The organism is Leifsonia sp. RAF41, assembly GCF_052114085.1.
Classification (GTDB): Bacteria; Actinomycetota; Actinomycetes; order Actinomycetales; family Microbacteriaceae; genus Leifsonia.
In genome coordinates this window covers 1,233,227-1,252,190 of record NZ_JBFREB010000001.1, presented here as the reverse complement: position 1 = coordinate 1,252,190, position 18,964 = coordinate 1,233,227, and the positions used below count along the sequence as shown (strand labels likewise).

The following is an 18,964-nucleotide window of genomic DNA, read 5'->3' as shown; positions in this document are numbered from 1 at the left end:
GGGATGGGATGGTCAGAGCGGCAGGTCGATGACGCCGGTCTGCACCAGGTCGACCCGCGACACCTCGGGGCCGATGAAGCGGTGCGCCAGGCGCAGGAAGCCGTCGGCGTCGGAGCCGGTGGCTTCGTAACGGAGGGTGGGGGGCAGCGGCGAGCGCCGCTCCGCTCCCTGGCCGACGAGCGTGCGGTACACGTCCTTGGCGGTCTCGGTGTCGCTGGAGACGAGCGAGACGCCCTCCCCCATCACGTAGGAGATCGCTCCCTTGAGGAACGGGTAGTGCGTGCACCCGAGGACGAGCGTGTCGACGTCCGCTTCGCGCAGGGGCTGCAGGTACTCGGCGGTGACGGCGAGCACCTCCTCGCCGCTGGTGATGCCCGCCTCGACGAACTCCACGAATCGCGGACACGCCTGCGTGAACAACTCCAGAGTCGGCGCGGCGGCGAAGGCGTCTTCGTAGGCGCGGGACGCGATGGTCCCGACCGTGCCGATCACCCCCACCCGTCCGGTGCGTGTCGCGGCGACCGCGCGCCGCACCGCCGGCTGGATGACCTCGATCACGGGCACGTCGTAACGCTCGCGCGCATCGCGCAGCATGGCGGAGGATGCGGTGTTGCACGCGATGACGAGCATCTTCACACCCTGCTCGACGAGGAAGTCGAGGACCTCGAGCGAGTAGCGGCGCACGTCGGCGATCGACTTCGGTCCGTACGGCGAGTGCGCGGTGTCGCCGACGTACAGGAGGGACTCGTTGGGCAGCTGATCGCGGATCGCCCGGGCGACGGTCAGCCCGCCGACACCCGAGTCGAAGATCCCAATCGGCGCATCCGTCACAGCAGTCCAGCCTACCGGGCCACCCCACACGGTCGGCCGCACGGATGCGCATCCCGGGCGTGAGTAGGCTGGGCCGCGTGACTGAGAGATCAGCGTCCACCGCGTTCCTGACCGACCGCTACGAGCTGACGATGCTCGACGCCGCACTGCTGGCGGGCACGCACGACCGCGAATGCGTCTTCGAGGCGTTCACCCGGCGCCTGCCCGCCGGGCGCCGCTACGGCGTGCTCGCCGGGACGGGCCGGCTGCTCGAACTGATCGAGGAGTTCCGCTTCGGTGACACCGAGCTGCAGTTCCTGCGCGACAACCACGTGGTGCGCGACGAGACGATCGACTGGCTCGCGGACTACCGCTTCTCGGGCACCATCCGCGGCTACCGGGAGGGCGAGCTGTTCTTCCCGGGCTCACCCTTCTTCATCGTGGATGCGCCCTTCGCCGAGGGCGTTATCCTGGAGACGCTGTTGCTCAGCGTCTTCAACTACGACTCCGCCGTCGCCTCCGCCGCGGCCCGCATGGTCGCCGCCGCGGGCGGTCGCCCGCTCGCGGAGATGGGATCCCGACGGGCCAACGAGCGCTCGGCCGTCGCGGCCGCGCGCGCTGCTTTCATCGCCGGATTCTCGGCCACCTCCAACCTCGAAGCCGGCCGCACCTGGGGTGTCCCGACGATGGGGACGGCGGCTCACGCGTTCACCCTTCTGCACGACAGCGAGGAGGCGGCGTTCCGGGCTCAGGTGGATGCGCTGGGCCCGGGGACGACCTTGCTCGTCGACACCTTCGACGTGCAGAAGGCGATCGAGACCGCCGTGCGCGTGGCCGGTCCGGAACTGGGCGCCGTGCGCCTCGACTCGGGCGACCTCCCCAAACTGGTCAAGCAGGTCCGGGAGCAGCTCGATTCGCTCGGTGCCACGAAGACGCGCATCACCGTGACGAACGACCTCGACGAGTTCACCATCGCGGCGCTGGCCGCCTCACCGGTCGACTCGTACGGAGTGGGCACCTCCGTCGTGACCGGCTCCGGCAATCCTGCGTCCGGAATGGTGTACAAACTCGTCGCTCACCGCAGCCGGGGTGGCGAGGGCGAGTGGATCCCGGTCGCGAAGAAGTCCGAGAACAAGGCCAGCGTCCCCGGGCGCAAGCACCCGGTGCGGCGTCACGACGCCGCGGGGACAGCGATCGCCGAGGTGGTGCACATCGTCGAGATGGGCGACGTCCCGGACGACACCGGGCGCGACCTGCTGACGCCGCTCATCACCGACGGCGAGGTGCATCGCGAGCACCTGGGGATCGAGGGGACGCGACGGGCGCGCGAGCATCGCGAGCTCGCGATGAGCGAACTGCCGGACGAGGCGTTCCGGTTGGGGCGCGGCGACCCGGTGCTGCCGACGATCTTCGAGTGATCGCAGCCGAGGCGACGGGGACTACTCGCCGTTCAGGCCTTCGTAGATCTCGCGGCAGGTCGGGCAGACCGGGAACTTCTCGGGGTCGCGGTTCGGCGTCCACATCTTCCCGCAGAGCGCCTTGACCGGTTTGCCGGTCATCGCCGACTCGAGGATCTGCTCCTTCTTCACGTAGTGCGAGAAGCGCTCGTGATCGCCGGGCTCCTGATTCTGCAGAAGCTCCTCGAGCTCGCGGTCGAGCGTGGTCGCTCCGCCGCCGCTGGGTGCGCCGCCGGGCTCGGAGATGCTCGCGTCGTTCATGGTTCCAGTTTAGTCGCCTGGAGCCGCAACGCTTCGGGGTCAGTCGTTGCGGTTGGCGAACGCCATCAGCTCCGGGCCGCGACGGTCGAAGAGCCTGCCCCCGAGCCACAACCCGAAGAACAGGGTGGCGAAACCGATCAGCACCGCGACGACCGGTGCGATGCCCAGCCAGAACGAGTTGACCGTCAGGCCGAGCACCAGGAACACGAGCACCGGCGAGGCGAGGATCAGAATGGCGAAGAAGCTCAGCGACTGCACGACCGCGGCCGACGCACCGGACGTCTGCGGCTGTGTGAAGGCGCTGTCTCCCGGCTTCGTCGCGGGGTACGGGAACAGCACAGACGAGATGCTCGACAGGCCCAGCCCGATCACGAGGACCGCACCGCTCAGCGCGGCGACCGACGGCAGAACCGCCCAGTCGCCGAAGACGATCGTCGTCGCGATGGAGCCGACGACGAGGACGGGGATCCCCACGACGATCGCCGGGAACATACGGCCGACGCGGTCCGCGATCCCCCGCGTCCCGGACACCAGGTGCAGCCAGATCGCGGTGCTGTCGTAGGCCAGGTCATTGTGGATGCTCCAGCCCAGGAACAGGCACACCAACGGCAGCGGAACGAGGGCGATGAAGTGCGACGGCAGCCCCGCCAGGGCCAGCGCAACGATCACGAAGATGGGGATGACGGGGATGAGGACGATCGACACCCAGTAGCGCGCATCCCGCCCCCAGTACGTCATCGACCGCGCCGCGATGGCGGCCGTCGGGCCGCCGGGAAGCCGGTCGAACCAGCCGAGCCCGTGGTACGCCTTGGAGCGGGCTTCGCGCTCGGGCGACGCCACCATGCGGGCGATCAGTGCGGTCCAGGCCAGCCAGAGCAGGGCGAGCGTCGCGAGAGCGATGAGCAGCTGCACGACCGCCGAGCCCCACTCCCCCTGCGCCGCGGCTCCGGGGGCGGACCAGGCGGCCCCGAGCGGCGTCCAGGCGAGCCAACCGGCGAATCCGCTGAGCGTCCCCAGGCCGTCGCGGTTCCAGTCGACCGTTGCGAGGAGCAGCAGCACCGGCGCGATCAGCACCAGCAACAGGATCCCGATCACGCCGCCGGCTTCGCGGGAGCGCCGCGTCGAGAGCGCGGCGTGCGCGATCGCGGTGGTGACCCGGGAGGCGAGGACGCAGGTGAGCACGACGACCGCCCCCGAGATCAGCGCCACCAGCACCGTCCCGGGATTCTGCGACCAGGTGATCACGGTCGCCGCGGTGCAGACGACGAGCACGAGCGAGGGCACGCCGATGAGACCGGCCAGCAGCAGGCCGATCGCGAGCGTGCGGTTCGGGATGCCGAACAGGGAGAACTCCCGTGGGTCGAGCGTGTCGTCCACGCCGAACAGCAGCGGCAGCAGGGCGAATCCGGCAACGACCACCGACCCGATCACGACGACCACGGTGTGGGTCGCCGCGACGTCGTCGACGACTCGTGCGGCGACCAGCGAACCGACGACGACCACGGTGATGAAGCCTCCGTAGAGCAGGCCGATCACCAGGCCGAAGATCTGCCACGGGGTCCGCCGGAAGGCGTTGCCCATGATCCGGAGCTTCACTCCGAGAAACTGTGCAACCACTCCATGCCTTCCGCTGCCTTGCGACCGCCCGCGAGGTCGACGAAGCGCTCCTCCAGCGTCTGCTCACCGCGGACCTCGTCGATCGTGCCTGCCGCGAGGACCTGCCCGCGCACGATGATCGCGACGCTGTCGCACACGCGCTGGATCATGTCCATCCCGTGGCTCGAGACGACGACCGTACCGCCCGCGGCGGTATACCGCTGAAGGATTTCGATGATGTTCGCGGCCGAAACGGGGTCGACCGACTCGAACGGCTCGTCGAGCACGAGGAGCCGGGGCGAGTGGATCATGGCGGCGGCCAGCGCGATCTTCTTGGTCATGCCGGCGGAGTAGTCGGCGACCAGACGATCGAGGGCGTCCTCGATGCCGAAGGCGACCGCTAGGTCGGTGGTACGAGCGCGGACGGTCTTGGCGCTCAACCCGCGGAGCGTTCCGGCGTAGCGCAGGAATTGGGCGCCGGTGAGGCGGTCGAAGAGGCGCAGCTTGTCAGGGAGGACCCCGACGATGTGCTTGGCGCGGACCGGCTCGGCCCAGACATCCACCCCGTGCACGACCACGCGGCCGGCATCGGGCCGCAGCAGGCCGGTGACGATCGAGAGAGTCGTCGTCTTGCCCGCGCCGTTCGGTCCGACGATCCCGTAGAACGAGCCCTCTGCGATGTCTAGGGTCACGCCGTCGACGGCCACCGTGTCGCCGTAGCGCTTGTTGAGGCCGGTGATGGACAGCACGGTGGGCCGGATGTCGACCGGCTTCGGCGCCTCCGCAGGAGGGATCGGCGCGGTGGTCCGGGGAGTCTGTCGGGGCTTCGCCGGGGTCGCGCGCTTGCGCGGCGCTCGCGTGCTCGTTCCCGCGGCAGCCGCCGCCGTCGTAGCCGGTGCCCGCTTGGGCGCGGTTCGCGGCGCAGCGGCCCTTTCGGCCTCCGTCTGCGCAGCCGTCGGCTCGGCAGCCTCCGCCATGGTCTCCCCCCTCTGTGAGTCCGGCCGCGGCCCCTGCTCCTGGTCCTCGGCGGACTCGGTGATCGGGGGACGGGCGTGCTCGGAACTCACTCCGCTAACGTACCAATACATGCATTCGCGCGTACCCCCCGGGCGAATTGCTACGGTTCTCGGTGCCTCCGAAAGTCCTGTGAGGAACATAACGACCCAGCAACGAGATCAGTCAACCCCTGCCCCCCGAGAGGGGCCCCCGGTATTCTAGGTCGGGCATGCGGGGGACGTCGGTACACGCCGTGTCGACGACCTCACCAGCGGATGAATCCTGGGTGAACCACAGGACCGCGCAGACCAAGGAGATGATTGTGACGACTCAGGTAGTGATTCTTGCGGCCGGCATGGGGAGCCGGCTCGGACGGAGCCTCCCCAAGCCGTTGACCGAGCTCAGCGACGGTCGCACGATCATGCAGCAGCAGTTCGACAACGTCCACGCGGCCTTCGGCAAAGACGCCCAGGTGACGATCGTGGTCGGCTACAAGCTGGAGCACATCATCGAGGCGTTCCCGGACGCCCAGTTCGTCTACAACGAGCAGTACGACCAGACGAACACCTCGAAGAGCCTCATGCGCGCCCTGCAAGCCTCGGGCCCCGGCGGAGTGCTGTGGATGAACGGCGACGTCGTCTTCGACCCGGCCGTGCTGGTCCGCGGAGCCGCCATGGTCGCCCGCGACCAGACGTTCGTGACCGTGAACACCTCGTCCGTCGCCGACGAAGAGGTCAAGTACACGACCGGTCGCGAGGGCTTCATCCAGGAGCTGTCCAAGACTGTCAAGAACGGTCTCGGCGAGGCCGTCGGCATCAACTACATCTCCTCGGCCGACAAGGCGACCCTGCTGCGTCAGCTGCAGCGCGTCGGCGATCAGGACTACTTCGAGCGCGGCATCGAGCTCGCGATCGAGCAGGACCGCCTGCTGGCCGAGCCTGTCGACATCTCCGACCTCTACGCGGTCGAGGTCGATTTCCAGGAAGACCTCGAGCGCGCGAATCTTTTCGTATAGTCGAAGCCGCGTGAGCCCTCACGCAGCTTCGATCAATACGATGGGTTCTCGTGACCAGTATCCCGACTGAGGTGCGCCCTGCGCAGCGATCGCGGTTCGCGCGCTACCGGCAATCCCTCTGGCTGCTGACCAGGCGCGATCTGCGCGTCCGCTACTCGACGAGCGTTCTCGGCTATGTGTGGTCGATTCTCGACCCGCTGGTGATGAGCGGCATCTACTGGTTCGTCTTCACGGTCATCTTCAAGCGCGATGTCGGCGAGAACCCGTACATCGTCTTCCTCCTGACGGCCCTGCTCCCATGGATGTGGTTCAACGGCGCGGTCTCGGACAGCACGCGGGCGTACATCCGTGAAGCAAAGCTGATCCGCTCGACGATGATTCCGCGGACCATCTGGGTCAACCGGATCGTCGCGTCCAAGGGGATCGAGTTCTTACTGTCGCTGCCCGTGCTGGCGTTCTTCGCCATCATCGCCGGCGCCAAGCTCAATGTGGACGTGCTGCTGTTCCCGCTGGCCATCCTCATCCAGACCGTGCTGACGATCGGTGTCGGGCTCATCGTGGCGCCCCTCGTCGTCTTCTTCCGTGATTTGGAGCGAGCCACGAAGCTGGCTCTCCGGTTCCTCTTCTATGCGTCGCCCATCATCTACAGCGCGCGCGACCTGCCCGGTGGATGCGGTGGCGGCATCCCGGCCCGGGACTGCGCAGCCTACGTCGCGACGCATCCGGGAGCCCAGACCGACGTGCTGTTCTCGCTGCACTTCTGGTCCGCCTTCAACCCGCTGACGGGAATCTTCAGCCTCTATCGGTCCGCGTTCTTCGCCGAAGAACTCGACTGGTTCCTGGTGGGAGTCAGCGCGGCGATGTCGCTCGTGCTGCTGGCCATCGGCTGGGCCGTGTTCAAGCGCTTCGAGCGCGACATCCTGAAGGAGATCTGAGTGGGCCCCGTCATCGCCGTCGACGGTCTCGGCGTGCGCTTCCGCCGCAACCGGGGAGCGCGACGCTCGTTCAAGGACCTCCTGTCGTCCCGCGAGCGGCGCAGCCGCCCCGACGACTTCTGGCCGCTGCGGAACGTCTCGTTCCATGTTCAGCCGGGTGAGGCGATCGGTGTGGTCGGTCGCAACGGCCAGGGCAAGTCGACCCTGCTGAAGCTCGTCGCCGGCGTTCTGCTCCCGGATGAGGGCTCCGTGAAGGTGACGGACGGTGTCGCTCCCTTGATCGAGATCACGGGTGGTTTCGTGGACGATCTGACCGTGCGTGACAACGTCTACTTGACGGCAGGCCTGCACGGGATGTCGCGAGCGCAGATCGACGAGCGGTTCGACGGGATCATCGATTTCGCCGAGATCGGTGACTTCGTCGACACCCCCTACAAGCATCTCTCCAGCGGCATGAAGGTGCGCATCGCCTTCTCGGTCATCTCGCAGCTGGAGGAGCCGGTGCTGTTGGTGGACGAAGTGCTCGCGGTCGGTGACCGGGGCTTCCGGGAGAAGTGCTACCGGCGCATCGAAGAGCTTCTGGCCGGCGGAAGGACCCTGTTCTTCGTCTCTCACAACGAGAAAGATCTGCGCCGGTTCTGCGAACGCGGGCTGTATCTGGACAAGGGCGTTCTGGTGCTCGATGGTCCGATCGACGACGTGCTCAAGCTTTACAACGCCGACTACGGCAGCTGAGCGGAAACGCAGGTCAGGGGCTTTTCCGGGCCCGCTGAAATCGTCCCCAGAAAACAATTCGGCGAGTTGTCCCCGGAAGTGGTGTTCGTGCCCGATTCCGGGCCCTCGAGCGTCGGAGGGGCTCGTTAGGTTCGACGCATGAATCGTCTCCGGTTTCTTCGCAGCCCCTCTCCAGCCCCTCGTCCCCTGCGCTTCGCCTACGCCGTGCCGTGGCGCGTCGACCGCTCGACCTCGCCGCACCTCCGGCTGGTGAACACCGGCCGTCAGACCCTGAGCGGCGTGACGGTGAGCATCGCAGGGGGTTCCCGACTTCGCGTCAGCGCACCGAGCTCTGTGCAGCCCGGCGAAGCGATTCGCGCCAGCGTGACCGGACCGGATCCCGCGCGCGACACCGTCCTCGTTGTCCGCTGGTTTCCGCCGGACGGGCGCGAGTATCTCTGGCAGATCAGCCTCTGACCGCTTCTCGGGCCGCCGCGCGCGGCCCGAGAACGCGCAAGCGACGCAGCACTCGACCACCCCGCGAAGCTCACAAAATGCATGTGTCGAAGGCATTTCAGAGGCAATACGCGTGAGGTCCGGCGAACGGGGTGCACGCGCTCTGGAGTCGCGAAGCCGATGGTCCTGTACTGGAAACATTATGAAGAACTCCGCCGATCCAGCCGCGAAACTGCTCGGCGATCGCATCCGCAGGGCCCGTCTCGCACTCGGGCTCAGCCAAGAAGCGATCGCGGGGCTCGCGTCCATGCACGTCACCAATTTCGGCAAGATCGAACGCGGTCATGCCAATCCGAGCCTGCTCACGATCGTGCGGATCGCTGCCGCGCTGGGCACCGATGTCGCAACGCTCGCGCAAGACATCACACGGGAACATCTGCCCAGCGGAGTGCGTGTGCTCTCTGCGCACGACTACCTGAACGAGCGCGACCGACGTTCCCGTCGGCCTCGCTGAGAGATGTCCGTCACCGATGGCGCTCACGGATAAGCGGCCTACACTTTCTGGAGATGGCCAAGAAGCAGCAACCGATCATCTCCGTCACCGGGGGCCCGCAGCAGGGCGGGGACACCCCGCGCGCGCTGAACACGACGCTGGACCGTTTCCTCAGCATCCAACGCCCAGCCGTTCTCGCGCACCTGCGCAGCCTCCGACGGCGTCACCCCGACGCGACCGCGCAAGAGCTCGCACGCATCCTCGAGCGCCGCTATCTCGCCGCCGTGACCAGCGGCGGAGCGGCGGTCGGCGCCACCGCTGTGATCCCCGCGATCGGCACCGGCGTCACGCTGGCGCTGTCGGGATTGGAGACGGCCGGCTTCCTGGAGGCGACGGCGCTCTACGCCCAGTCGATGAGCGAGTTGCACGGCATCGCCGTGGACGATCCCGACCGCGCACGCGCCCTCGTGCTGACCATGATGCTGGGACGGGAGGGCTCCGATCTCGTCCGTCAGCTGGCCGGGCAGTTCGCCGGGGGCGGCGCCAGCCGCAACGCGTACTGGGGCGAGCTGATCACCTCCAGCCTGCCTGCCATGGTCGTCGGTCCGTTGGTCGATCGCCTGAAGAGCGCGTTCATCCGCCAGTTCGCCGTGCGCGGGGGTGCGAGCATCCTCGCCCGGGCCATCCCGTTCGGCGTGGGTGCGGTGATCGGTGGCGCCGGGAACAACATCCTCGGCCGCCGGGTCGTACAGAACGCTCGTCTGGCCTTCGGGCCCACTCCGTTGGTCATCCCGCAGGCCCTGACGCCGATCGAGGGTCCCGGGACGGTGCGACGGCTGGGCTCGGCGACAGGCGAGCAGGCGGCCCGCGTCGGCAAGGCGACCAGTGGCAGCGCCGTTCGTGTCGGCAAGGCGACGAGCGAGACCGCGATGCGCGTCGGGCGCGCGACCGGCGAGCGCGCTGCCCGTGTCGGCAAAGTGCTGGGCGGAGCGATGCCGAGGCGCAGGAAGGCCGCGAAGGGCGGCGACGCGATCACCCCATCGCAGGAGATGCTCTCCCTCGAGAGCCTCCCGGCTCCATCGGCAGAGACGCGCACGTCGCCCGGCACCGATGGCGCGTCGCCCGATCGGGCGCGAGCCGCGGGCTGAGCGACCGGCTCAGACGATCGGCGGACGTCCGGCGGCAGTCATGCGCGCCACCGTGCGCCAGCGTAACGGTCGACGCTCCCCCGGGTCGGCACGCCAGCCTTCGGCCCAGCCGCCGAACCAGGCGCGCAGGACGGCGGGCTTCCGGAACCAGCGCAGCAGCTGGATCCCCGTCCACGAGCCGACGTACAGCGGGATCAGCACGACCGGCAGGTTGCGCCGGGCCAGCCACACGCGGTTACGCGCGTTGAGGCGGTAGTAGTACGAGTGACGGGTCGGCGAGACCGACGGATGCTCCGCCACGAGGTCGCCCGCGTACCAGACGCGCTTCCCCTGGTCCCACACCTTCCAGGCCAGGTCGATGCCCTCGTGCGCGTAGAAGAACGGCGCCGCCCAGCCTCCCGCGCGCTCGAAGACATCGCGCGGCAGCACGATCACCGCCTCGAGTACGGCGAACACGTTGCTCGAGCGCTCCGGGTCCCCTTTTCGGATGCGCGGTATCCAGCGGCGCGGAGCAGGCGCGCCGTCGGGGACGCGCAGCCGCGGCTGCAGCATGCCGATGCTGGGGTCTGCGCGCAGCTTCGCAACCGCGTCGGCGAGGAACGTGGCGGAGGGGATGTCCGCGTCGTCGTCGAGGAAGAAGAGCCACTCCCCCGACACCAGCGGGACGCCGGCGTTACGGCCGGCCGGAATGCCGACGTTCTCGGGCAGCGCGAGGGCGCGAACACCCGCGGGCAGTGCCGGGTCGGCGGTGGCCGGGTCCCAGCCGTTGCCGACGACGACGACGTCGGTGACGACGCCCTGTTGCGCGAGCACCGACTCCAGCCCCCGCCGCAGTTCGACGGGTCGCGTGCCCTGCGTGAGCACGACGACCGCGACCGCGGGCTGCTCAGCCACGGACCCGCCGCGACGCCATGATCGTCACGAAATGCCCGACGAGCGCCAGGAGCGACAGCGGAACGAGCGCGACGAGCAGGATGCGGTCGGCCAGCGTCGCGCCGATGAAAAGACCGACGATGGCGAAGATGAAGATGAGGATGGTCAGCTCGACCGAGTGATAGAGCCGGTGGAATGGCAGGAAGCGGGCCGCGCGGCGCAGCGTCGCCACGACACCGTGGGTGGGTGCGTACTCGGACTGCGTGTCGGCGAGCTTGGGCAGCCCGGCGTTCGCGCGAGCGACGCGCACCATGTCGTTGAGTGCCTTGTTGAGCACGATCACCAGAGCGAGCAGGGTGCCGAGGTTTGTCCACAGGTAGTCCTGCGGCGCCTCGAACGGGTAGCCCGCCGCGCGGATGCCGAGCGCGATCGCGATGAGGGTCTCCGTCGAGTAGTGACCGACGTTGTCCAGGAAGATGCCCGCAGGCGACGACGTCCCGCGCCAGCGCGCAACCTCCCCGTCGCAGCAGTCCACCAGCATCTGCAGTTGTCCGAGGACGAGCGCAAAGGCCGCACCCCCGATTCCGGGGATCAGCAGGGAGGCGGCGGTGGCCCATCCGGTCAGAATCATCAGCCCGGTCACACCGTTGGCCGAGATCGAGGTCTTCAGCAGGATCCACGTCAGGTACGGTGACAGGTTCCGCAGATACAGCGAGGCCGTCCAGTGTTCGGCGTTGCGGCGTCCGCGCACCTCGGGGGGTTGCGCAACCGCCCTGAGTTCGGCGATCGACGTCGGACGGGCGCCGTGCGCCGCGGGTCCCGGTGCGGTCATGCCTACCTTCCCGTGTGGGCGGTGATGTTGCGGGTGAGCGACAGGTATCCGAGCACGAAACCGACCCCCCAGCTGAAGTGGATGCACGGCAAGACTACGAGAAACCACAGGAACGGGCGAAAACCGTCGCGGCGGCCCCAGAGCAGTGCGGACACGACCACGATGACGATGTACAGCGCCAGGATGGCGAAGCCCCAGAGCAGCCACGGTGCCGCGCCGAGGATCGCCTGCACGATCCCGCCCAGGCCGAGCAGTGTGCCGACGGCGACGCCGATCACCATCACGGGAGGCGCGAAGTAGCGGAGCCCGTTGGAGGCGGGGAAGCGCCGGGCGAGCTCGCCGCGCCAGATGCCGGTCGAGAAGAACTGGCGAGCGAGCCGGTACAGGTTGGGGCGCGGCCGGTAGGTGACCTTCAGCCGGGGCGTGAACCAGACCGTGCCGCCGGTGGTCCGGAGGCGCCTGTTGAGCTCCCAGTCCTGGCCGCGCTTGATCTCTTCGTCGAAGAGGCCGACCTCGATCAGGCGGTCGCGGCGGAAGACGCCGAGGTAGACCGTCTCGGCCGCTCCGGCCTCGCCGCCGACGTGGAGTTTGGTGCCGCCGAGGCCCACGCGGCTGCCGTATGCGCGCGCGACCGCGCGCTCGAAATCGGTGGTGCCCTGCGCATCCATCAGGCCGCCGACGTTGTCGGCGCCGGTCTCGACGATCGTCTCGACCGCGATGCGCGCGTAGTCGGGCGGCAGGACGCTGTGCGCGTCCACCCGGATCACCACGGGGTACCGCGACTCGCGGATCGCCAGGTTGAGCCCGGCCGGGGTGGAGCCGACCACGTTGTCGACGACACGGATGCGGTCGTCGACCGAGGCCAGCTCTTCCACCAGCTCGGTCGTGCCGTCCATGCTCGGCCCGAGGGCGATCGTGACCTCGAACGGCCCGGCGTAGTCCTGGCCGAGAAGACTGTCGACAGCGGCCCGGACGTGGGTGACCTCGTTGAGGACGGGCATCACGTACGAGACACCCGGCAGGGTGTTCACGGTGTCGTCCGGCATCTGATCCTTCGGTGTAGCGGGTCGGCGACGAGCCTATCAGCCGGCCCCTGCGACGATCCCGGGAGCCGCCCTGGTCGCTGAACGGGAGGAGACCTGCCGTCTCGGGGGCCCGCACTTCCTCCGTTCCCGACATATCGCCAGCCGACGCGAGACGTTCTCCTCCGTTGCCGGGTACGGGCACCGCACGAGGGAAGGCCGCCCCGCAGGTGCGGGACGGCCTTCCGACGTGGGGACGGGTCACTCCGCCTTGAGCGTTCCCAGGGTGACCGTCGCGGTCTTGGTCTGGCCGTCGCGGATGAACGTGACGTCGGCCTTGGCGCCGGCGGCCTGTGCGCGTACCTGCGCGGTCAGGTCGGTGGCGTCGGTGATCGGGGTGCCGTTGAAGTTGACGACGACGTCGCCCGCCTTGAGCCCCGCGTCGGCCGCGGCTCCGCCGCCGCTGACGCTCTTGACGAGCGCGCCGACCGTGGTGGCTTTGCTGTCACTGCTGGCGTCGGCCACGGAGGCCCCGAGCAGACCGTGCGTCGCCGATCCGTTCTTGATGATCTCGGTCGAGACGCGCTTGGCGAGATCGGACGGGATGGCGAAGCCGACACCGATGCTGCCGGACTGCGAGCCGTCGGAGCTGGTGCCGCCGGCACTCGCGATCGCCACGTTCACGCCGATCAGCTCGCCCTTGCTGTTGAGCAGCGCGCCGCCGGAGTTGCCCGGGTTGATGGACGCGTCGGTCTGGATCACCGGAAGGGAGATCGTGCCGGAACTCTGCGTCTGCGGCTGCTGCGAGCCGGAACCGCCCTGGTCGGGGAAGTTGAAGTTGAACGGGTTCTGGCTGCCGCCGCCGCTGTTGGAGTCGCCCTTCGGGGCAGCAGAAGAGGCGATGCTGATGCTGCGGTTGAGGGCGCTGACGATGCCGTCGGTGACGGTGCCGGACAGCCCGAGCGGTGCGCCGATGGCGATCGTGGTGCTCCCGACGTTCAACTTGCCGGAGTCGCCCCAGCTGATCGGGGTCATTCCGGACGCGTTGTCGAGCTTGATGACGGCCAGGTCGGTCGTCGGATCCGTGCCCACGATCTTGGCAGTGTAGATCTTGCCATCATTGTCGGTGACCGTGACGGCGACGTTGGAGGCCTGCCCGTCGAGGGTCACGACGTGCGTGTTGGTGAGCACGTAGCCATCCGAGCTCAGGACGATGCCGGAGCCGGTGCCGCCCGAACTGGATGCGCTCACCGAGATGGTGACGACGCTCGGAGACGCCTTGGCGGCGACAGCCGTCACGGTGCTCGCGTTGTTGGCGTCGTTGACCGTGATGTTCTGTGGGCCCGAGACGGTCTTGATGGTCGCGTTGCCCGCGTCCGTGGCGGCGAAGATGCCCACGCCTGCGCCGGCGCCGGCGACTCCACCGATCAGCGCGCCGATGGCGAGCGTCGCGATGATGAGGCCGGAGTTGCCGCGCTTGGCCGGCTTGCCCGCGGGGGCGGTGGTGGTCGTCGCACCCGGCGCGGTCGCGTAGGGCGGCTGGCCATTGGCGGCGTAGGGCTGCTGGCCGTAGCCGGCGGGCTGCCCGAACGAACCGTTGCCGTAGTGCGGCTGCTGCTGGCCGTACGGCTGGCCGTAGGGCTGCCCGTACGGCTGAGGCTGCACCGGCTGGGTCGGCTGCGTGTGGTGGGCAGCGGGCTGCACGGGCACGGTCGGCTGCTGCGCGGTCGGCTGCTGCGCGGTCGGCTGCTGCGCGGTCGGCTGCTGCGCGGTCGGCTGCGGCACCGTCGGCTGCTGAGCCGTCGGCTGCTGAGCCGTCGGCTGCTCGGCCGTCGGCTGCGGTGCGGCCGGGGTCTCGGGGGCGGCCGTCTCGGCGGCCGGGGTGTGCTCGGAACCGGCGGCAGCATCCACGACCGCGTCGGTGTCGGCGTCGTGCTGGGGCTTCGCGGGCTCCGGGGTGTTCGGGGTGTCGGTCATGGTGTTGCTCCTTCCAAGCACGATCAGCTTGGGACGCGAACCTGGACGTTTTATTTGCCGATGCTGTGGACGACCTTCTGCATGTCGATGACTCTCCACAACGTATCCGATGGGCCAGCCGCGAGTAAGGCCGTAGCGTTGTCCCATGACGATTCCTGGAGCGTGGCGCCGAGCCGCCGGCGGCGCGGGCCTCCTGGGCGCCGACGGCACCGTGCGACCGACGATCTTCGCCGAGATGAGCTCCCTGGCCATGCGAACCGGCGCCATCAACCTGGGCCAGGGTTTCCCGGACGAAGACGGGCCCGCCGAGGTCCTGGAGGCAGCTGTCGCCGCGATCCGCGACGGCGAGAATCAGTACCCGCCGGGGATCGGCATCTCCGATCTCCGGGTGGCCGTCGCCGAGCATCAACGTCGCTTCTACGGTGTCGAGCTGGACCCCGATCGCGAAGTGCTCATCACCGCGGGGGCGACTGAGGGCATCGCCGCAACGCTCCTCGCGCTGCTGGAGGCGGGCGACGAAGTGGTCACGTTCGAGCCGTACTACGACGAGTACGGCGCGATCATCGCCCTCGCCGGAGGAGTGCACCGCACCGTCCCGCTTGAGCCGCCGGCCTTCCGTCCCGATCTCGATCGGCTGCGCGCGACCGTCAACGACCGGACGCGCGTCATCCTGGTCAACACCCCGCACAACCCGACCGGTGCGGTGCTCGACCGGGAGACCCTGACCGCCGTGGTGGAGCTCGCCGAGCTGCACGACGCGATCATCGTCACCGACTCCGTCTACGAGCACCTGACGTTCGGGCCGGAACACATCGCCGTCGAGACGCTCCCCGGCGCACGGGCCCGGACCATCGCGATCTCCTCCGGCGGAAAGACGTTCAACACGACCGGCTGGAAGGTCGGCTGGCTGACCGCTCCGGCGGAGCTGGTCACGGCGGTGCTGGCGGTGAAGCAGTTCCTCACCTACGTCAACGGCGCCCCGTTCCAGCCCGCGATCGCGATAGGACTCCGTCTGCCCGACGCATACTTCTCCGGCATTGCCGACGCTCTCGCGCGCAAGCGCGACCTGCTGTCCGACGGCCTGCGCGCGGCCGGCTTCGGCGTGTTCCCGTCCGACGGGACTTACTTCGTGGTGGCGGATGCGGCGCCGTTGGGGTTCCCGGATGCGGTCGAGCTGTGCCGGACGCTGCCCGAACTCGCCGGCGTGGTCGCGGTACCGCTCGGCGCGTTCGCGCGCGACGAGTACGCCACGCGCACCGCAGCCCTGGTCCGATTCGCGTTCTGCAAGCGTGTCGACGTGCTGGAGGAGGCGGCCCGGCGGCTCGCCTCGATCAGCGCCCGCTGAGAAGCGGACGGATCGCGACGCTCAGATCGGGCTGACCCGGTACCGTCGCAGCCGTAGCGCGGGGTTGCGCTCGCGCACCTCGCGGATGCGCGCCGAAGAGACTTCGGCGAGCGCCACACCCGTCGTCTCACCGAGCCCGGCGAGCGTCACGCCCATCGGGTCGATCACGGCGCTCGCGCCGACACCGATCGACGGCGGATGGTCGGCGGCGGCGATGTAGAGCGTGTTCTCGATCGCGCGAGCGGCGAGCAGTGTGTTCCAGTGGTGCTCTTTGAGCGGCCCGCGGACCCATTCCGCCGGGACCGCGACGAGGTCGGCGCCCGCGTCGGCGAGCCGGCGGGTGACCTCGGGAAAGCGCAGGTCGTAGCAGGTCTGCAGACCGACGACGATGCCGTCCACCTCGAAGGTCTGCGGCTCCTCGAGGTCGCCCGCGACCACCCACTCCGACTCCTGGGCGCCGAACGCGTCGTAGAGGTGCTGCTTGCGGTAGACCGCGACGACGTCGCCGGTCGGGTCCACCGCAACAAGCGTGTTGGAGAACTTGCGGGGCGTGGCGGTCTTCTCGACGAGGCCAGCCACGACGAACACGCCGTGCTCGCCGGCGGCGGCGGCGAGCCCGCCGACGAACTCACCCTCGATCGGCTCGGCGTTCCGTGCGAACGACGGGCCGAGCGGGTCTGTGAAGTACGAGGAGTACTCGGGGAACACGACGAGTCGTGCACCCCGCGACGCGGCGACCGCGATCAGGCCGGCCACGACATCCCGGTTGTGGACGCGGTCCTCCCCCGGCGCGAACTGCGCGACCGCCACCGCCACCGCCCGGTCGTCGATGGTGAGCTCTCCGGGGCGGTCTGTCACGGCGCCATCTCCGCCCGCGGGATCGCCGCGGTCACCGGCTGCGGGGTCTCGACCGGCAACACGATGCTGATCGACGTGCCGATGCCCTCATCGCTCGCGATGTCGAGGCGGCCGCCGTGTGCGGTCACGATCGCCTTGGTGATCGTCAGGCCCAGCCCGACGCCCGGCACCGCGTTGCGCGTGGCGGTGGACGCCCGGAAGAAGCGCTGAGACAGCTGGCTCAACTCCACGGCGGGGATCCCGATGCCTGTGTCGGTGACGGCGATCACGGCTTGTTCGCCGTCCGGCCGCAGCGAGACGGTCACCGTCCCTCCCGACGGCGTGAACTTGAGCGCGTTCGAGACCAGGTTGTCGACGGCCTGTCCCAGCCGCACCGTATCGCCACGGACCACCAACGGCGACTCGGGTACGTCGCTGACCAGAATCACCCCGGCATTCGCCGCAATCGGCCGGGCCGACTCGACCGAAGCGGACACGACCCCGCCCAGCTCCACATCCTTGATGTCGAGCGGGAACCGGCCGGACTCCACCTGCGCGGTGAACAGCAGATCACCGACCAGCCGTAGCAGCCGGTGCGCATTCCGCTCAGCGACGCCGAGGTACTGCAACTGCTCCTCCGACAGCGGCGCGTCCTCGTCGTCGCGCATCAGCTCCAGGTAGCCGAGGATCGAGCTGAGCGGCGTGCGCAGCTCGTGCGAGATCAGGCCGACGAACTCGTCCTTCAGGCGGGCGAACTCGCGCGCCTGCGTCATGTCGGTGGCCACGAAGATGAAGCCCACCCGGTGACCGTTCTCGTCGAGTCGCGGGGTGGCGGCGACCTGCACGGCCACCCGCTTGCCGTCCGGGCGGAGGTACGTCCAGTCGCGGACGTCGGCGGAGCCGGCCCGGACGGTGTCGACGAGGGCGGAGAACTCGTCGACGCTGGAGACGGTGGTCAAGCGCGCATCCATGTCCTGGAGCCGCTGCTCGATCTCCGATGTCAGGTGGAAGTCGATGACATGGTGCTTGCCGTCGACCACCTGCTTCTCGGTGAGACCGAGCATCTTCTCGGCGCCGGGGTTCCACACGTCGATGAGGCCGTCGAGGTCCGTACCGATGACCGACTGCTCGGTGACGGCGTTCCAGATGCTCTGGATGAGACGATTCGCGGTTTTGAGACGCGCCTCGTTGAGCACCAGCTCGTTCTGCGCCGAGACCGCCTGAGCGAGCAGCGCATCCTGCTTCTCGCTCGACTCGTGCGCTGCGGCCAGCTGGATGCGCATCCGGTGCGCGATCTCATTCACGACGACGGCGACGATCAGGTAAATGACGGGTGAGAAGAACGCCCTGACCACGTCCCCGCCGGTGCGTGCTCCGTCGACGAACAGCGGAGCCAGCAGCACGACGAAGGTGGTCAGTGCCGCGATGAGGATGTTGATGCGCCCGGCCTCCGAGGCGATCCACACGAAGGGAAGGAGCGTCAGCACCACGAACGGAGAGGCTCCGGATCCGGTCCCCAGCCGCAGCAGGCCCACGGCGAGCAGGGACAGCGTCGGCACGACCACTGCCCACTCCGGGTGGAGACGCCGCCACGGGATGACGAACGAGAGGATGGACGCGACGGTGACGAGCGCGATACCGGCGACGAAGATCGGGCCGTTGGTGATGGGCACGCCGTTGGGGACGACCGCGATGATCACGGCGATGCCGAAGCCCAGGATGGTCGGCACCTGCTTCATGAAGGCCGACGGGGAGTCGATGGGGATGCGGCTCAGCCACCGGTCGATGGTCATGCGGGCTCCCCCAGTTCGAGCATCTCGCGGATGCGCGTCGACAGCAGGCGCGGACTGAACGGCTTCACGATGAAGCTGTCCGAGCGGTCGGCCACGACCCCATGGTCGGTCAGCAGCTGCACCGACGCGGAGACCATCAGGATCAGGGTCGACCGGGTCAGGTCGTCGGCTCGGATCGCCTCCGCGACCTCCACACCGTTCATGCCGGGCATGGAGATGTCCAGGACGGCGAGGTCGATGCCCCCGGCGCGAACCGCATCCAGGGCGGCCTTCCCGTTGTCGACGGCAGCGACGATCTCGACGCCGGCGCGGTTCGCCGCGATGGTCATCAGGCCTCGGATGTCGTCATCGTCGTCGGCGATGACGACGCGCTTGCTGCGCGAACCGGCCGCGGACTCAGACAC

The 18,964-nt window shown here is 68.8% G+C and carries 19 protein-coding genes; 8 read left to right on the top strand and 11 right to left on the bottom strand.

What is annotated here, in order from left to right:
• Positions 1–12: 12 nt before the first annotated feature.
• The gene (gene murI, locus AB4Y74_RS05965) at positions 13–831 is read right to left on the bottom strand and encodes a glutamate racemase (protein ID WP_441798196.1); all 819 of its coding nucleotides are present in this window, start codon (positions 829–831) and stop codon (positions 13–15) included.
• A 77-nt stretch (positions 832–908) separates the two neighbouring features.
• Here murI and AB4Y74_RS05960 point away from each other — a divergent pair, with 77 nt between their 5' ends.
• Complete coding sequence (locus AB4Y74_RS05960; protein ID WP_441798195.1) at positions 909–2,228, top strand: nicotinate phosphoribosyltransferase; 1,320 nt, start codon at positions 909–911, stop codon at positions 2,226–2,228.
• Positions 2,229–2,249: 21 nt separating this feature from the next.
• On the opposite strand, the gene AB4Y74_RS05955 is transcribed toward AB4Y74_RS05960, so the two are convergent.
• Genes AB4Y74_RS05955 through AB4Y74_RS05945 form a run of 3 tightly spaced genes read right to left on the bottom strand, consistent with a single transcriptional unit; the run spans position 2,250 to position 5,101 of the window.
• Positions 2,250–2,528: a DUF3039 domain-containing protein gene (locus AB4Y74_RS05955; RefSeq protein ID WP_441798194.1), complete on the bottom strand. Its 279-nt coding sequence runs from the start codon at positions 2,526–2,528 to the stop codon at positions 2,250–2,252.
• Positions 2,529–2,567: 39 nt separating this feature from the next.
• Complete coding sequence (locus AB4Y74_RS05950) at positions 2,568–4,124, bottom strand: hypothetical protein (protein ID WP_441798193.1); 1,557 nt, start codon at positions 4,122–4,124, stop codon at positions 2,568–2,570.
• A complete protein-coding gene (locus AB4Y74_RS05945; RefSeq protein ID WP_441800401.1) occupies positions 4,121–5,101 on the bottom strand; it encodes an ABC transporter ATP-binding protein in 981 nt (326 codons plus the stop codon). The genes AB4Y74_RS05950 and AB4Y74_RS05945 overlap by 4 nt, the downstream gene beginning before the upstream one ends.
• A 341-nt stretch (positions 5,102–5,442) precedes the next feature.
• Between AB4Y74_RS05945 and AB4Y74_RS05940 the strand changes: the two genes are divergently transcribed.
• The 6 genes from AB4Y74_RS05940 to AB4Y74_RS05915 all read left to right on the top strand — a co-directional run bounded on the left by AB4Y74_RS05940 (position 5,443) and on the right by AB4Y74_RS05915 (position 9,881).
• A complete protein-coding gene (locus AB4Y74_RS05940; protein WP_441798192.1) occupies positions 5,443–6,135 on the top strand; it encodes an NTP transferase domain-containing protein in 693 nt (230 codons plus the stop codon).
• A gap of 71 nt (positions 6,136–6,206) precedes the next feature.
• Complete coding sequence (locus AB4Y74_RS05935) at positions 6,207–7,070, top strand: ABC transporter permease (RefSeq protein WP_441800400.1); 864 nt, start codon at positions 6,207–6,209, stop codon at positions 7,068–7,070.
• A complete protein-coding gene (locus AB4Y74_RS05930; RefSeq protein WP_441798191.1) occupies positions 7,071–7,805 on the top strand; it encodes an ABC transporter ATP-binding protein in 735 nt (244 codons plus the stop codon). It begins immediately after the preceding gene.
• Positions 7,806–7,943: 138 nt separating this feature from the next.
• A complete protein-coding gene (locus tag AB4Y74_RS05925) occupies positions 7,944–8,261 on the top strand; it encodes a hypothetical protein (RefSeq protein ID WP_441798190.1) in 318 nt (105 codons plus the stop codon).
• Positions 8,262–8,442: 181 nt separating this feature from the next.
• A complete protein-coding gene (locus AB4Y74_RS05920; protein ID WP_441798189.1) occupies positions 8,443–8,754 on the top strand; it encodes a helix-turn-helix domain-containing protein in 312 nt (103 codons plus the stop codon).
• A 53-nt stretch (positions 8,755–8,807) separates the two neighbouring features.
• A complete protein-coding gene (locus AB4Y74_RS05915; RefSeq protein ID WP_441798188.1) occupies positions 8,808–9,881 on the top strand; it encodes a hypothetical protein in 1,074 nt (357 codons plus the stop codon).
• 9 nt (positions 9,882–9,890) lie between these two features.
• Here the strand turns inward: AB4Y74_RS05915 and AB4Y74_RS05910 are convergent, their stop codons facing one another.
• The 4 genes from AB4Y74_RS05910 to AB4Y74_RS05895 all read right to left on the bottom strand — a co-directional run bounded on the left by AB4Y74_RS05910 (position 9,891) and on the right by AB4Y74_RS05895 (position 14,585).
• Complete coding sequence (locus AB4Y74_RS05910) at positions 9,891–10,775, bottom strand: glycosyltransferase family 2 protein (protein WP_441798187.1); 885 nt, start codon at positions 10,773–10,775, stop codon at positions 9,891–9,893.
• A complete protein-coding gene (locus AB4Y74_RS05905) occupies positions 10,768–11,586 on the bottom strand; it encodes a CDP-alcohol phosphatidyltransferase family protein (protein WP_441798186.1) in 819 nt (272 codons plus the stop codon). Before AB4Y74_RS05905 ends, AB4Y74_RS05910 begins: the two co-directional genes overlap by 8 nt.
• Positions 11,587–11,588: 2 nt before the next feature.
• Entirely contained in the window at positions 11,589–12,632 is a 1,044-nt protein-coding gene (locus AB4Y74_RS05900; protein ID WP_441798185.1) for a glycosyltransferase family 2 protein, read from the bottom strand.
• Between the two features lie 237 nt (positions 12,633–12,869).
• Complete coding sequence (locus AB4Y74_RS05895; protein ID WP_441798184.1) at positions 12,870–14,585, bottom strand: trypsin-like peptidase domain-containing protein; 1,716 nt, start codon at positions 14,583–14,585, stop codon at positions 12,870–12,872.
• A gap of 145 nt (positions 14,586–14,730) precedes the next feature.
• Here AB4Y74_RS05895 and AB4Y74_RS05890 point away from each other — a divergent pair, with 145 nt between their 5' ends.
• Positions 14,731–15,930 (top strand): aminotransferase class I/II-fold pyridoxal phosphate-dependent enzyme, encoded by a 1,200-nt coding sequence (locus AB4Y74_RS05890; protein ID WP_441798183.1) that lies wholly within the window; start codon positions 14,731–14,733, stop codon positions 15,928–15,930.
• Positions 15,931–15,951: 21 nt separating this feature from the next.
• On the opposite strand, the gene AB4Y74_RS05885 is transcribed toward AB4Y74_RS05890, so the two are convergent.
• The 3 genes from AB4Y74_RS05885 to AB4Y74_RS05875 are packed head-to-tail and all read right to left on the bottom strand — an operon-like array spanning position 15,952 to position 18,964.
• Positions 15,952–16,788, bottom strand: coding sequence for a carbon-nitrogen hydrolase family protein (locus tag AB4Y74_RS05885; protein ID WP_441798182.1), 837 nt, complete (start codon positions 16,786–16,788; stop codon positions 15,952–15,954).
• Positions 16,785–18,560, bottom strand: coding sequence for a sensor histidine kinase (locus AB4Y74_RS05880; protein WP_441798181.1), 1,776 nt, complete (start codon positions 18,558–18,560; stop codon positions 16,785–16,787). Before AB4Y74_RS05880 ends, AB4Y74_RS05885 begins: the two co-directional genes overlap by 4 nt.
• The gene (locus AB4Y74_RS05875; RefSeq protein ID WP_441798180.1) at positions 18,557–18,964 is read right to left on the bottom strand and encodes a response regulator; all 408 of its coding nucleotides are present in this window, start codon (positions 18,962–18,964) and stop codon (positions 18,557–18,559) included. Before AB4Y74_RS05875 ends, AB4Y74_RS05880 begins: the two co-directional genes overlap by 4 nt.